Here is a 15,519-nt window from a genome sequence, read left to right on the forward strand (position 1 = left end):
GTGTTCTGGATCGTCACGGCGAACGTGTCGCACTTGGTCAGCGATGTCAGTTTGCCCTGGCCAGAGCCGGAAATTACCACACCGGCTCCCGTGCCGGCGAGTGGAAGCGTCTTGGTCGATGCTGCCTTCTCACTGGCACTGACAATCACCGAGCCTGGCATGATGCCGATCGTGTCCGGCTTGAAGGCGACGCACAGCGTGCCAGTCCCGCCCGGAGCAATCGGACCAACGATGAATGGTGCAATCAACGAATAGGCATTGCTGGTACCCGGGCTGAGTGCCGCCGAAAAAGTCTCCGGTACATCGCCACAATTCGTGACGGTGATGCAGGTGTCATTCTCTGTGCCCGCAAGCGTCATTCCGGAGTATGCGGCGGAGCCAAACGCGAGTGGCGATGGCGCTGCATCCAAACATGCTGCAAGGCCAACGCCTTCGAGCGGCAGTGACTGTGTGAGCGGACGACCAGATGTCGTGCCGTTCAGTACCAGCGTTGCTGTTTCGGGACCACGTGTCGAAGTCTTGAAGCAGACCGAGACTGGCACCGATGCACCAGACGGAAGCAACATCGGGAAGCTCGCACCGCTAAACGTGAAGTCCGATGCATTCGAACCCGTAATCATGCTGCTATCAACTCGAAGATCCGAAAGACCCGAATTCTTGATCGTCACCGTGCTACATACGGTGCTATCGAGCAATGCCGAATCCAGGACTGTACCGGCAAGCGAAAGAATGCCATACGGCACTCCGGTGCCCGTCACGCTGATCAGGAATTGACTGGTGTCGCGGTTGTCAGGATAGGTCAGTGGGATGTTCGAATAGAATCGAATCGAAGCGAAACGAGCGCCCTGCTTGATTGGCTTGAAGCATACATTTACGATTTTCGATGCGTCCGGCACAAGCATCGTATCGGCGCCCGTCAGCGGATAGAACGAAAAATCGTAATCGCCATAGGTCACAATTTGTCGAAGTATGTTAATTGTGTCCGAGCCAATATTATGCAGCGTAAGCGACCGACAAATGGAATCGCCGATGGCGACCGAGTCGAAGACCAACGTGCCTGCGCCGCCTACCGTGCTAAGGCCTCTCTCCGGTGTAATGACAAGGTGCCCCAGAATCCCAACGCCCCACATCTGCACCGTATCGGAAGGCAGATTGAATGTATTGGTATTGACGACGAGTTGCGCATCGGGTCTTCCTTCGAGTCGAGGCTTGAATCGCACACCGATGGAATCGAATCCGCCTGGTGCCATTGGATTTGGCGGCGTGTGAATCACGCTATACATGTTTGCCTGCAAGCCGATAAAATAAATACTGTTGAAGACCAACGGTGCGGAACCGGTATTCTGTACATAGAAATACTGCGTGGCCGAATCGCCGAATCGCCGTGCAACGTGATGGAACAGTGTATTAAACGGATAGACGGTATTCGGGAATGTATAGACGACAAACGGGGCGAGCCCTGTGCCATTCAAGAAGCAGGATTGAGTTGCCGAATCGTTGCCATTCGTATTGACTGTAAAGGTCGCACTCCGAGAACCGCCTGCGGTTGGCATGAACTGAATCCCATAGGTCGCCTTATTTCCTGCGGGAACAACCGTACCATTGGCGGGTCCGCTCACGATGGAATAATCGGATGAGCCGGAGAGTGTCGCTGTGTTGATGATCAGCGGACTTGAACCAACGCTATAGACGGTGTCATACAGCGTGAGCGACGCTCCTGTGCCGACGCTACCATAGTTGAGCGATTTGGGCTGAAGCGAAAGCTGAGCTGGCGGCGGAGGCGGAGTAAAGACAAGGTCCGTCGCCGGTGTCGTCTGCGTTCCTGATGTATACGTCAGCGACTGAAAGGACGGCGAGGTATAGCCATTCATACCGATGCCCACCGAGTATGAGCCGCCCATGTAATTATTGTGACTCTGATACAGGTACTCGATGACGTTCGATGTCTCAAAAAACTTAACCTGCATGCTGACAGCATAGCTAGATGAGGTCCTGGCTGCGCCGAATCCGGTGTGGACCTTTGTCATCTGAATTGTAAACACGCGGTTCGGCGCTGAGCCTGTGGTCTGGGTGTAAATGCCATAGCCGACTGTCCGATCTCCGATCTGAACGTAATATGCCCCCCATGGAAGGAGTCGCTGAGGATAAGAGCCGTTTCCCAATCCACCATAGTTGATTCCATACGACCCACTCATTCCAAATCCGATAATTCCATCGTAAATATAGAGAGTCGTACCCGCCGAGACGGACGTGTTGTCGTAGTTAAACCCGAAGGGAAGACTTACTCCCAACGCGCCCTGATAGTAGCGCCATTCACTTCCATAGATCAGTGTACCGCCCGATGAGGAGAGATCGATCCACGGCTGATTCTGAGTTGTGATGCTGTATCGATTAATGCGGCCTTGCGCATGAACAGCACATGCGAAAAGTGACAGGAATGCAATAGCGAGACTCGCAAAAAATATATTCCGAATTTTCATAGCTCAACATGGGAAAAAGTGTCTCGCTTGAAGACGCCAGACGAGGCCGGTCAGAATCACCAGCGCGATCCAAGCAGGATTCAGTAAAGGAACACGGAAACACATCTCTTCACCAACGGTCTCAGGCGGAGACACTCCGCCGGAAGACCAACAGGTAAAAGAGCGACCCACAAATATACTACAATTTTGGCGGAATACCAAAAATTCAACAGATGGCTTTCTTGGCGCTCAATAGGATAGCTGAACGCCCGCAATCACAAACAATCCGAACCAGACGCAGATTGTAGAAAAGCGAAAAGCCCCTCTTTCGAGGGGCTTTTCATCAATCAATCGAAAAATTCTACTTGCTCAGGATCATCTCCCGCGTCAGACGGATGTCGCCACTCGTCAAGACGTAGAAGTAGGTGCCGCTTGCAAGATCGGTTGCATCCAGCGTAATGGCGTGATCGCCTAAGCTAAGCGTTCCATTGTAGATGGTCCGTACGACTGAGCCCTGAAGGTTCAGCAGAGCAATCGTTACCTTTGCCTGTCCTGGCATCGTCACGATCACGTCGGCCTTGCCGTTCGTCGGGTTCGGATAGCTCGCACCGAGCGAGAAGCCGTTTTGCTCCGTCCGCTCCGTTACACCTGCAGAGGTGCCTTCAGCGTTCAGTGTCACTGTGCCGGAGAGCGGCGCGGGGTTCGATGTCGGGAAGGACATCTCCGCAGTTTCAGTGCCGGAAGTCGTCGGGCAGAACTGCACCATCAGAACTCCCGAACCGCCGGCTGGGATCGTTGCTGGTGTCGTCGTGCCGATTGCTGTGAAGTCCGAGCCATTTGCTCCGGACATGACTGCACCCGTACCAGGTGTCCAGGGCGTGTTGCCCGTGTTCTGGATCGTCACGGCGAACGTGTCGCACTTGGTGAGCGATGTCAGCGTGCCCTGGCCAGAGCCAGCGATCACCACACCGGCACCTGTGCCGGCAAGTGGAAGCGTCTTGGCCGTTGCCGACTTCTCGCTTGCGCTGACAATCACCGAGCCTGGCATGATGCCGATCGTGTCCGGCTTAAAGGCGACGCACAGCGTGCCTGTTCCGCCAGGGGCAATCGGACCAATGATGAATGGTGCAATCAACGAATAGGCATTGCTGGTACCCGGGCTGAGTGCGGCCGAGAAAGTCTCCGGTACATCGCCACAGTTCGTGACTGTGATGCACGTATCGTTCTCAGTATTGGCAAGCGTCATTCCGGAGAACGCCGCAGAGCCAAACGCCAGCGGCGATGGGGCTGCATCCAGACACGCTGCAAGGCCAACGCCTTCGAGCGGCAGCGACTGCGTGAGGGGACGGCCGGACGTCGTGCCGTTCAATACCAACGTTGCTGCTTCGGGGCCACGTGCCTTTGGTGTGTAGCAGACATTAACAAGCTGCGATTGCCCCGCTGAGAGCGTGATCGGCAGTGGCGGAGTCGTGCTCTCTACGAAATTATTCGAACCGGTAACCGTCGCACTCGACAGAGTCAAGTCGGTAAGACCGGAATTCTTAACCGTCACAGTAGTGCAGAGGGTACTATCGATCAAAACAGAATCCAGTACGGTGCCTGCGACCGACAGAACACCATAGGGCACACCTGTACCTGTAACGCTGATCAGGAATTGGCTGGTGTCGCGGTTGTCCGGATAGGTCTTAACAATATTCGTGTAGAAGCGAATCGAGGCGAAGCGAGAACCTTGCTTGATCGGGACGAAGCACACGTTGACGATCTTCGATGCATCTGGCGGAAGCGTCAGATCGGACCCGGACAGCGGATAGAATTTGAAGTCGTAATCGCCATAGGTCACAATTTGCTTGAGGATCTTGAGCGTGTCCGAGCCAGTATTGTGCAACGTCAGGGATTTACAGATTGAATCGCCAATGGCGACCGAATCGAACATGAGCGTACCCGCTCCGTTCATCGTGGTAAGTCCCTCTTGTGGCGTGATGACGAGGTGAGCAAGAATTCCCACACCCCACATCTGCACGGTATCCGATGGAATGTTGATCGCGTCCGTATTGATCACCAATTGCGCGTCCGGCCGTCCTTCCAGGTACGGGATGAAGCGCACCCCGATTGAATCGGCTGCACCGGCCTGCATTGGGTTGGGCGGAACATGGATCAAGGTATACATACCAGCCTGCAAGCCGATAAAATACATGCTATTGAAGTATAGCGGTACTTGTCCCTTGTTCTGCACTCCGATATACTGAATGGCAGTATCACCAAGGCCGCGGGCGACATGATGGAACAGCGTGTTATACGGGTAGACCGTGCTTGGGAATGTGTATTCCACAATCGGAGCAAGCCCGGTTCCATTTAGGAAGCACGACTGGGTTGCGGAATCATTACCGTCCGAAACAACTGTGAAAGTTGCGCTGCGCGCACCATTGTTGGTCGGAGCGAACTGGAGACCGTAAGCCGCGAAGCTGCCGGCCGGAACGACTGTCCCGTTGGCGGGTCCGCTTACGATGGAAAAATCCGTTGAACCGCTTAGCGAAGCAGTCTTGATCGTCAGTGGGTTTGAACCAACACTATAAACTGTGTCGTATTGCGTAAGCGTGAAACCGGTGCCGACATTGCCGTAATTAAGCGACTTTGGCTGCAAGGATAGCTGCGCGGGTGGGAGCGGCGGGGTGAATTGCAGATCGGTTCCGGGCGTGCTCCATGTGCCGGTCGTGTAGCTCAAATACTGGAAAGAAGGCGATGTCGTGCCATTGATTCCGATACCGGCGGAATAGCTTCCGGACATGTCATTGCTGTGGGCCTCATAGAGGAATTGAATGACGCCGGTAGCCTGATAAAATTTGACCTGCATACTACTGATACAGGACGGCGAGGTATACATGGAGCCCCAGCACGTGTGAACGCCGGTCATCTGAATCGTATACACCTGATTCGGCGAGGTCCCGGTCGTCTGTTCTAAAATTCCATAGCTCGGGCTCTGGCCGGCATTGGTGGAGTTGTCGCCCATGGCAACGTAGTTCGCGCCCCAGGGAAATAGACGCGCAGGGTATGAAGAATTAGCAAGCCCGCCATTATTATCGCCGTAGTTCGAGTTCGACCCGATGCCGATCGACGCATCCTGAATATAGATGGTCGTACCCGCACTAAACGTCGTGTTGTCGTATGTGAACTTGAACGGGAGAGATGTCGTCAGGGCACCGTAGTAATAGCGCCATACATCGGTGTAGAGCCAATTGCCTCCAGTGTTCTGGAGGTCATTCCAGCTTAAGTTCGGCGTCGTCACCGTGTATTTATTGACCCGTCCCTGCGCGGATGCGCCAGACGTGAATGCGCCCATTGCGAGCAACATCAAAACCAGCGAAGCGAGGCTCGCCGTACCGAATCGTATCCAAGTTTTCATAACCTAATCATGTTTTAAGTTGCCCCATGCTGAAATCCAGTCAAGCATTGCATGCCGCAACGAATCAAAAAACGAACCATGACCATCAGCACTCCCCATGAGCTGTTGATGGAGAACCACTAAATCGAGAATACCTCGCGCTTAACTTAGGTGCACAAAGATAATACAATTAATTGCCGATTGTTCGAAATCGAAAAGAATTCTTCCACTAGCATTCCGTGTGCAACGCCCGGATATTATCTTATCTACTTCAAAAGAGAAACCCCTCCGGAGAGGGGTCTCTGTCAAGATTTCGGCAAGACGAATATGCGCCTACTCCTTTTCAATCACGAACTTACGGACGACGGTGAAGCCGCCGATTTGAATCCGTGCGAAGTATGTCCCTTCGGCCAATGTGGCTGTTGGGATCGGAAGCGTATGATCGCCCTTCGGCATCGTGCCGTGCGCAAGCTGCGCAACTTGCTTGCCGCTCAGATCGAGCAGATCGACTGTCGCATCCGCATTCACAAGCGAAGTGAATTGCAGCGTCGCAGAGCCATCGCCAGACTTGTGGGCCGGATTCGGAATGACTTGAATATTGGTGACAGTACTCAAATTACCCTGATTCGATTTCAAGATGATCGAATCATTGCAGTTCAATTCCAACTGTACCGGTATCTGATCTCCGTTACTCAAGGCCGAGGCCGTGCATCGTGCGAAATTCACATCATTCGGATTGAACGAGGCCGGACCAATCGAAACGGACGTCTTATCTGTATCCGGAATCGCCGCAGTCATCGAAACCGTAGCAATTACATCACCAGGATTAATCGGTGCTGTTGGTTGCATTACAAAGACAAGCGAATCATTGGAGCCGTCAACTGGCTGGCCAGATCCGTTCTTCCAATTTGAGCCAGGAGCAATACCAGCAAGAGTCAGTAAATTCGTGTTATACTTCAAGTCAATTTTGAAGTCAGTTACACCGACTGAAGATGGGATCTGACTCCCCTGCGCGGTAATAACAAAACGCTTGATGGCATTTGTCGCTGAACTATGTGGCGAGATCAACGCTCCATCCGGCGATGAAAGTGCAAGCTGCACATTATAGTGCGAACCCGTGACGTTTGTCTGAATCGGGATTGTGATCGGCGTTCCCGGGCTGCCATCTTGCTTCGTGTAGGTGATGACGACGCTCGTTGTTCCGCCGCCTGCCGCGAGATCCGGATTGAAGCTCACGACAAACTTGAGAGTCTCACCTGTATTGACTACCTGCCCGGTCCCCGGAGGAAGCACTGTCAGGCTATAACCACCTCCAGCCGGATTTAGAGTGGCCGTGTTGAACGTCGCCGAACCACTTAATACCGTGATCGACATGGTGTCGAGCAACACGATACAACGTAGTGTTGAGACATCGGTTTTGCCCGCGGTGTCGATTCTGAGTGCCGTTCCTGTGCTGCACGGCTGATACGGTATATTGTACGGCACCGTGAAGCTGGTATCGCCGAAGACATTGATTTGTCCGGAGATAAGTCCCGCGGTTTGTGTCGGCGTGGGTGGCGCAAAGTGCGCTGTGAAGCAGAATGTCCCGCCGGGCGGGATCATCGCTGGAAAGCTACCCGAGACTGTGAGATGAGCGGAGCTTTGGACGGCACTATCGATCTTAAGCGGAGCGCCGCAGCTCGCCGTGTTCACAATGCAGATCGTGGTATCCCAGGTACTGCCGCATGGAATCGAATCCTGCTTCTGAATCGAGGATATCGTCGCGCTTTTCTGAGCAGGGATGACATTGGCGCACCATGTAATCGTGTCATTGACACCAAATACCGGAGGCGTCGCACTGGTAATAAACAATGAGATCGTACCACAAATTTGGCCGGTCTCGCCTGGCTGCGGCACGAAGCGAAGATGAAGTGGGATGGTAGTATCCGGCTTGAGAATATCACCCACTTGCGGACTCACCAAAATGGCTCTTCCAGAGAGGAAGTTGATTGATGCAATCTTCTCGATTGCATTACATCCGGTGTTTTGAATCGAATCCCATACATCGACAGAATCACATCCAAGCCGTATGTTGCCGAGCGTATTCGAAAATGGAGTGATTGAGGCGTTGACACTTGGGCATGCCGTGCCACTGAAAGTATACTGAACTACTGAAGAGTCAGAGCCGTGGCGGTAGGTGACTGTGACCGAGCCATTAGCTGGGTTCTGAGTAGCGCCGAACGGCCATACGACAATAATTGTGTCCTTAGCACCCGGCAGAAGAGAGTCGCCAACCACTGGATGTCGGATTACTGAATAGCCGCCGAGCGTTATGTTCTCGCTGTATCCACTAACGCGTACTCCGAAATCACAGGGATTCGCAATCTTGATAGGGAAGAAGATCGTATCTCTGTTACATGGCGAGATACAACCGAACGGTATGTTCGTCGGACCCGCCGGCTTAAGAGTAATCGGCTGGAGAATAGTGTATTCAATCGGCGTTCGCGACATTATTCCAGTGCCGTCGGACATCGTATCGATCCACATGATCGTATCTCGATAAGTGCCAGGCTTTGTGCTGAGTAAGTGAACCTTAAGTTTTAGGACCGATTGATGACCCGGCGGTGGTGGTGGCGGATACACCGTGTCGGGCAATTGTGGGAGATCGATCCGGAAATTGGGGTCGTTTTGATTTGCAAGCTGGATGTTTGAGATGTTTACTGGCAGGCAAGTCGTGTCAAAGTAATAGACCGCCGTATCATTGAGGGCATGCCGGACGCAATCGAACGTATCCCGCAGAACAAAACCGCGAGTGTAAGGTGGGATGATACTTCCCGTGTCTTCGTAAGTGATGTAGAAAGTCTTATCAGGAAGACCATTTACATGGACCGTGATCTGCAAATTGAATGTATTCGGCTTCGTTGCCAGAGCATGAATATGGATTGCTTGCGAGCCGCCATGGCCTGGCAATAAAAGTTGCCCTGATGGAAGGGTTACCGAGAATGCACCGTCGATCTGAGGGGTCGTTATGCTCTGAATTGTAAGATCGGAACAAGTGGTATTATACAATATGAGATCAGTGTCCACCTGTTGGCACGATTTCCCATAAATGACTACGGCCTTTTGGGTCGAGAAATTGGCTGTGTACGTGGCTGGCGCACCGTTACCGATAACCTGGATAGGAGTATCGATCGTGGCCCCGTTATTCTGAATGATCAGATGGGCGATGACGGTATCGGGATTTGGTCCATTCGGTGTGTACTGAATATGGGCCTGATCCGGTCCGCAGAATGCATGTGGCAATGGTGGTCCCGGCCACATCGCCCCACTGCTATTCGAGCCAACGGCAAATTTACTCGTATCTGCTGCGACCCCAGAAATGTGCTGAATCGAATCAAAAAGGAGTGTTGCGTTGCCACAATTACATCCGAACAGCTGAATGACAGTATCAGACGTGAAACATCCGGAATGCGCAAAGTTAACGGCGTTAGGGTAAATATGGATAGGATGCGGCGTCGGGCGTTGAGCCGACTGCAACAATCGTGTTCCATCAAATGCCCAGATGGAATCGGAACCGACATAGAAGCGCAGTTCGAGTGGGGTCAGCGGTCCACCACTCATCGGCTGCCAGGTTCCTCCATCATCGATCGAGTAAATAATTCCGTTTCCGGAATTGTCCGCAGCGACAATACAGCAAGGATCCCCGCCCATTGTTTCGGTCAGTTCGTCGGTCGTCTGCAAAAAGCCTGAGTTTGCGCGCCAGGTATTGCCGTTATCGGATGACGTGTAAATGCTGCTCTGCTGAGGCACCGTCCGCTGATAATTGGTTGAAGCGAAAAATGCTTTGGTACCTTTAAGCGCGACAGGCTGCATGCTGCTCACGTTCATGGGAATTTGTTGCCAAGTAACTCCTCCATCGTGCGAAGCAAGCCATTTAGGATCGCTAAATGGATCTAACGGACTCGCGCCGACGCATGGGTTAACTGGCCCACCCTCGGTGGCAAGCACGATGTCCGTTCCATTCCATGACGCGAAGCCAGTATAATAGCACCAAGCGGCAAGATTTTCGGCTGGATTGGGCGGCTTGGTGACGTTTATGAGGCTCCAATCCGTGCCATGGTTTGTCGAGACAAAAGCACCCGTCATCCCGGAAGTACCAATATCATCGATGCCACCACTCGAGCAGTACAATCGCTGGTTGTTCCAATTGTAGAAGAGCCCACGCACTTCTGGAGGCGCATTTGTGAGGAAATTCCAGGTCGCTCCGCCATCGGTGGTCTTGAGAACGGCCGAAACAAGCGGCAAAGAATAGAACGTGGGTGCCGCACCATAGATCGAGGCGTAGCCCGTGAGCGTATCCTCGAATGAAAAATCGCTGATCCAGCCATCAGTCCAGTTCGTAGGAACCGTCGCCACGGTCCAGGCCCCGGTCGAGTTACAGTACTGGATGCCTTGCGGCCCCCCCACGAGGCCATGATGGAACGTAGCCATTGGAAGCGGTGAAGGCTCGCGTGCGTTTTCGGCCTGCAGGAATTTCACGCACGTAATATTGAATGGCGCGGTAATCTTACCACTCCATTGCGCGAGAGCGTCCTGAGAGGTCGCGAATCCGACGGATGCGAGAAGGATGACGGAGAGAAGTGTGGCTCGTACTTTACTCATGGGGACGAGTGAAAGTGGATGGTTACAAAATGATAATAAAAAACAACGCGGACCGGGCGAGAATAAATCGCATGATTGCTCATGCCCTCACCGGAGTTACAAAAATACAGCGAAAATCGCCGGAGCCTACAAAAGCGGGGTTTTGGCTCCGGCGGCAGGTTTGTTTAGACCCCAGTCAGAATGGGTGTTTGCACCAGGGCGCGCACGCGCTCACGGATACCCTCGCGAGTGAGTCCAATGCTTGCACTCAGGGCCTGGGGCGCTCCATGCTCGATAAACTGGTCTGGAATGCCGATTATTAAGGGATGAGGGATAACGGATGAAGGATGAAGGATGTTGCGGGATGCGAAATATTCCGCCACTGCGCTGCCAAAACCGCCAGCTATCGTATTTTCTTCAACGGTCACAATATGCTTGAAGCGCGCGGCGAGTCCTTCGAGCAAGGCGGCATCGAGCGGCTTGACGAACCGGGCATTGGCCACGGCGACCGAAATGCCATCGACAGCCAGGTCCTCGGCGGCTTTGAGCGCCTCATAAAGGATAGGTCCAACCCCGACAACCACGACATCTGAGCCATCGCGCAGCATTTCGCCCTGACCGATCGGGATGCGGCGGAAGCCTTTGGCTGCCAGCGGCACACCGACTCCGGCGCCACGGGGATAGCGAATAGCGATGGGACCCTTGCAGTTGATAGTGGATAGTGGATAGAGGGGAGTGGAGTGGGTTTCCGCAATCTCTCCACTATCCACTGCCAACTCTCCACTACCCGATGTTGCGGTAAACAGCATATCGCGCAGTTCCTGCTCGTCCTTTGGGACCATGATGGTCATATTCGGGATGAGGCGGAGATAGGAAAGATCGAACGCGCCATGGTGCGTCGGGCCGTCGGCGCCCACAAGTCCGGCGCGGTCTAACGCGAAGACCACGGGCAGCTTTTGGAGCGCCACATCGTGGACGATCTGGTCGAACGCGCGCTGAAGGAATGTGGAGTAGATCGCGCAGACTGGTGTAAACCCCTGAGTCGCCATGCCAGCGGCGAATGTCACGGCATGTTGCTCGGCGATTCCAACATCGAAGAACCGGTCGGGCAACTCCTTCTGGAGAATATTCAGGCCTGTGCCGTCCGGCATCGCGGCCGTGATGCCGACGACGAGTGGATTCGCCTTACAGATTTCAAGCAAGGCGTTGCCGAAGACTTTGGTATATTCGGGTGGTGTAGGGGCCGCAATAGGCTTGACGATCGCTGCGCCAGTGATCTTATCGAACGCCCCAGAGGCTGCATGGTACCGCTGCACGTGCGACTCGGCGGGCGCGTAGCCCTTGCCCTTCTCGGTGATGACATGCAACAACAGAGGCCCGGTCTGGTCCTTTAAAAATTCCAGCGTTTCGACCAGTTTGACCACATTGTGGCCGTTGATCGGACCAAAATACTTGAAGCCGAGCGCCTCGAACATCATGCCGGGCGTCATGACGGCCTTCATTCCGTCCACGAGTTTGGAGCCGGCCAGCCGCAGACGGTCGTGGCCTTCGAGTTTATCCCAAACCTGGTCCTTGAACTTGCGGACTTTGGGGTTCGTGATGAGCGAATTAAAGTACTCATGCAACGCCCAGACGTTCGGTGCGATGGACATCCGATTGTCATTCAGGATGACAAGAATGTCCTTTCTGAGCATGCCACAGTTGTTGAGCGCCTCATATGCGATCCCGCCGGTCATGGAGCCATCACCGATCACGGCGGCGACTTTGTAGGTATCACCGGCAAAATCGCGGGCGGTGGCAATACCGAGCGCCGCGCTGATCGAGGTCGAAGCGTGACCTGCGCCAAAAACATCGTAATCGCTTTCTTCGCGCTTGAGGAACGGCGCGAGGCCACCTGTCTTGCGGATCGTGCTCAGACGGTCCTTGCGGCCGGTAAGAATTTTGTGCGGATATGCTTGATGTCCAACATCCCAGATGACCTTGTCTGTGGGCGTGTTCAGCGCATAGTGGAGCGCCACGCTGAGTTCGACAACGCCGAGTCCGGCGCCGAAATGTCCGCCGGTCTGCGAAATGGTGTCGATGAGGTACTCGCGAACGTCATTGGAGACGCCCTTCAGGTCGGTTACCTTCAGCTTGCGGAGATCGGCGGGAGTGTCGATTTGATCGAGATAAGGGTAATCTGGCATAAGCTCAGAACAAATCCTCCGAATCCTCTAAATCGTTCTCTTCGAGGTCAGACTCTATAATAGTGGATGATCGGATGCTCTCTTCATGGATCGCGGCAAGCTTCTCGACTCGAAGTTCTGCTTCATCCAGTGTCGTTTTCAGCCGCTCCGAGAGCGTCATCGCCTCTTCATAGAGCGCGAGCATCTCGCCAAGCGGGACATTGCCTTGTTCAAGCTTGTCGACGAGCGTTGCCAGCCGGTCGAAATCCTGCTCGAAGTGCACCAACGGTGCGCTCGCGATGGGTTGGGGGTGTTGTTTCTGTCGCGCCACTATTTTTGTAACAACCGGCCCTCGCGCTTCGTCCCGGCTTAACTCGCTAGCCAGTTCTGAAGCATCGCGATGCCATGCTCGGTCATATAGGACTCGGGATGAAACTGCACCCCGCGAATATCCAGGTGCTTGTGCCTGAGCGCCATGACGACTCCATCCGGACCGCTCGCGGTAACCTCCAGATCGTCGGGTAATGATGCTCGGTCCACCGCCCAGGAATGATAGAGGCCTACAAATGTCTCGGCAGATGCTCGTTCGAACAGAATGTCATCCTGTTCCCGCATGATCTTGACACGCCGGCCATGCCGCGGCATCGGCAGATTGTAGAGCGACCCGCCAAAGAACTCTGCGATGGCCTGCATCCCGAGGCACACACCGAGGATCGGCTTCGATGCGGCATAGGCTTTAAGCAGATCGAACAGCTCGGGAAACTCGCGCGGCAAGCCGGGACCCGGCGAGAGGATGATCTTATCGAAGCGACCAATCTCAACCGAGCCAATGTTGTGGTGCGCCACAATCGTACACTCGCAACGCGCATTCTCGCGAATGATCTGCGCGAGATTGTGCGTAAACGAATCGCGATTATCGACTAATAATACTTGTGACATTCTCTGGCGGACTTGCAAAATGGCTCGTGCCTCAGGCCGAGGTCTTCGCTCGTATGAACGAATGGGGACGCGAGTCCATGCCGTTTCTTTTCGTTATCGATTATGCGATTCGCCAGCCACTCCTCATTCCGCTTTCGGAAGTGAAGCCGGAAGCGGTGCTGTTCAAGATTCCCAATCGAACGAACGCCAACGAGACTTCCGATCATGCTCCCACACTTGGTTTTTCGAAGTTACCGGAATCCTTCTCGGTCTATCAACAAAAATTCGCGCGAGCGATGGCGCACATCCAGCGCGGCGATACCTACTTGCTGAACTTGACGTGCAGGACACCAGTCGCGCTGGAATCCAACTTGCGATCGATCTTTCATGATGTGAATGCCGAATATAAGATTCTGCTTGAGGACTCGATTCTCGTTTTTTCACCCGAGTGTTTCGTGAAAATCAAGGATCAACGCATCGCTTCCTGTCCGATGAAGGGCACCATTGACGCGGCCTTACCCAATGCCGAGAACAGAATTCTGACCGACCCGAAAGAGACCGCCGAGCACTATACCATCGTCGATCTAATTCGCAATGATTTGAGCCAGATTGCCAGCAGCGTCGAGGTCGATTCATTCCGTCATATTACTCGCATCGAGACAAACCAGAAGACACTTCTGCAGGTGAGTTCAACAATCAGCGGCGCACTTGCAGGCGATTGGCCTGCACGCTTGGGCGATATTTTTCAAGCGCTGCTGCCCGCCGGTTCGGTCACGGGAGCGCCGAAGCAGAAGACGTGCGAGATCATCGATGAGATCGAGGGTTACGATCGCGGATACTATTCCGGAATCTTCGGTGTATTCGATGGTAACGAAGTGGATAGCGCGGTGATGATTCGCTTCATCGAGAAGTATGATGCTGGCTTTGTATTCAAGAGCGGCGGTGGCATTACAATGTATAGCGATGCAGACGCTGAGTATCAAGAAATGATTGATAAAGTCTATGTCCCTCTTGTTTGAAGCGATCCGTGTGCAGGATGGCGCGTTTCGCTTGCTCGAACTGCACGCGGAACGGATGAACGCCTCGCGCAAGGCGCTCCTCGGACTCGATGACCCGATCAGCTTGCGAGGTCTCACCATACCCGACGAATGCAAGTCCGGTCGCTTCAAATGTCGCATCGAGTATGGCCGCGAGATCGAGCGCGTCACGTTCGAGGGATACATTGTCGCACTGCCCGAGAGATTTCAGTTGGTACGCGATGACGCAATCCAGTACTCCCACAAGCTCACCGACCGGCAACGATTGCTCGCCCTCATGGACTCCGCCGCGCCGGACGGCATCATCATCGTAAAGCACGGCTTCATCACTGATGCGTATCATGCCAATATCGCATTCTCTGATGGCGAGCGATGGGTCACGCCGGACACTCCGCTGCTCGCAGGACGCATGCGCGAGTGGCTCTTGCGAACAGGACAGATTTCTCCTGCAACGATTCGCGACGTTGATCTGGCAAACTTCAAGTCGTTCAAACTCATCAATGCGATGCTCGGATTCGAGGAGTCGCCAGAGTTTGGGATTGACAGGATTGTCACGCGGCCCTCTATTCTGTCCCATGGACACGCCATATAATTATATATTGTGTTTTGGGAAATTTTTCATGAAACAGTTACGGTGTCACCCGGCAAGCCATGACTGCATTTTCTGCGAATTTAGCCACCTGACTCACCGCAATTCATATTTCATACTTCATATTTCATATTTCGATGAGGCCCCCCTCCACCTAATATAACGTGGTTCGATACCTCCGGCATCGCATATTGTTGATGAATTTTGAAAATTGTTTTGTCCCGGCGCATGAGAGTTAGTGGCACCCGCCGCGCCCATCCTCGGTTTCCAGGAGTCGCTGGAGTTTGGGACTCGAGAGGATTGTGTGGGAAATACAGCATTGAGTGAAGTGGCTTCCGGTATGGCAGTTGTC

The 15,519-nt window shown here is 53.7% G+C and carries 8 protein-coding genes; 2 read left to right on the plus strand and 6 right to left on the minus strand.

Features of this window, described 5'->3' with window-relative positions:
• The 6 genes from Q8902_00005 to Q8902_00030 all read right to left on the minus strand — a co-directional run.
• A partial coding sequence (locus tag Q8902_00005; GenBank protein ID MDP4197937.1) for a choice-of-anchor D domain-containing protein occupies nucleotides 1–2,480 on the minus strand: 2,480 nt, incomplete at its 3' end.
• Between the two features lie 340 nt (nucleotides 2,481–2,820).
• Nucleotides 2,821–5,859, minus strand: a complete 3,039-nt coding sequence (locus tag Q8902_00010; protein ID MDP4197938.1) for a choice-of-anchor D domain-containing protein — start codon at nucleotides 5,857–5,859, stop codon at nucleotides 2,821–2,823.
• 312 nt (nucleotides 5,860–6,171) lie between these two features.
• Nucleotides 6,172–10,479: a T9SS type A sorting domain-containing protein gene (locus Q8902_00015; GenBank protein ID MDP4197939.1), complete on the minus strand. Its 4,308-nt coding sequence runs from the start codon at nucleotides 10,477–10,479 to the stop codon at nucleotides 6,172–6,174.
• 164 nt (nucleotides 10,480–10,643) lie between these two features.
• A complete protein-coding gene (gene dxs, locus Q8902_00020; protein ID MDP4197940.1) occupies nucleotides 10,644–12,644 on the minus strand; it encodes a 1-deoxy-D-xylulose-5-phosphate synthase in 2,001 nt (666 codons plus the stop codon).
• A 4-nt stretch (nucleotides 12,645–12,648) separates the two neighbouring features.
• The gene (xseB, locus tag Q8902_00025; protein ID MDP4197941.1) at nucleotides 12,649–12,954 is read right to left on the minus strand and encodes an exodeoxyribonuclease VII small subunit; all 306 of its coding nucleotides are present in this window, start codon (nucleotides 12,952–12,954) and stop codon (nucleotides 12,649–12,651) included.
• 38 nt (nucleotides 12,955–12,992) lie between these two features.
• A complete protein-coding gene (locus tag Q8902_00030; GenBank protein MDP4197942.1) occupies nucleotides 12,993–13,562 on the minus strand; it encodes an aminodeoxychorismate/anthranilate synthase component II in 570 nt (189 codons plus the stop codon).
• Between Q8902_00030 and Q8902_00035 the strand changes: the two genes are divergently transcribed.
• Entirely contained in the window at nucleotides 13,556–14,560 is a 1,005-nt protein-coding gene (locus tag Q8902_00035) for an aminodeoxychorismate synthase component I (GenBank protein MDP4197943.1), read from the plus strand. The genes Q8902_00030 and Q8902_00035 overlap by 7 nt on opposite strands.
• Nucleotides 14,544–15,170: an aminotransferase class IV gene (locus Q8902_00040; protein ID MDP4197944.1), complete on the plus strand. Its 627-nt coding sequence runs from the start codon at nucleotides 14,544–14,546 to the stop codon at nucleotides 15,168–15,170. The genes Q8902_00035 and Q8902_00040 overlap by 17 nt, the downstream gene beginning before the upstream one ends.
• Nucleotides 15,171–15,519: the final 349 nt, after the last annotated feature.

The sequence above is a fragment of the Bacteroidota bacterium genome (genome assembly GCA_030706745.1).
GTDB lineage: Bacteria > Bacteroidota > Ignavibacteria > Palsa-1295 > Palsa-1295 > PALSA-1295.

Bases quoted from the DNA above. Each gene is read 5' to 3' on its own strand.
- Q8902_00040 (MDP4197944.1), top strand. From the start codon at position 14,544: ATGTCCCTCTTGTTTGAAGCGATCCGTGTGCAGGATGGCGCGTTTCGC.
- Q8902_00030 (MDP4197942.1), bottom strand. From the start codon at position 13,562: ATGTCACAAGTATTATTAGTCGATAATCGCGATTCGTTTACGCACAAT.
- Q8902_00010 (MDP4197938.1), bottom strand. From the start codon at position 5,859: ATGAAAACTTGGATACGATTCGGTACGGCGAGCCTCGCTTCGCTGGTT.
- Q8902_00015 (MDP4197939.1), bottom strand. From the start codon at position 10,479: ATGAGTAAAGTACGAGCCACACTTCTCTCCGTCATCCTTCTCGCATCC.
- dxs (MDP4197940.1), bottom strand. From the start codon at position 12,644: ATGCCAGATTACCCTTATCTCGATCAAATCGACACTCCCGCCGATCTC.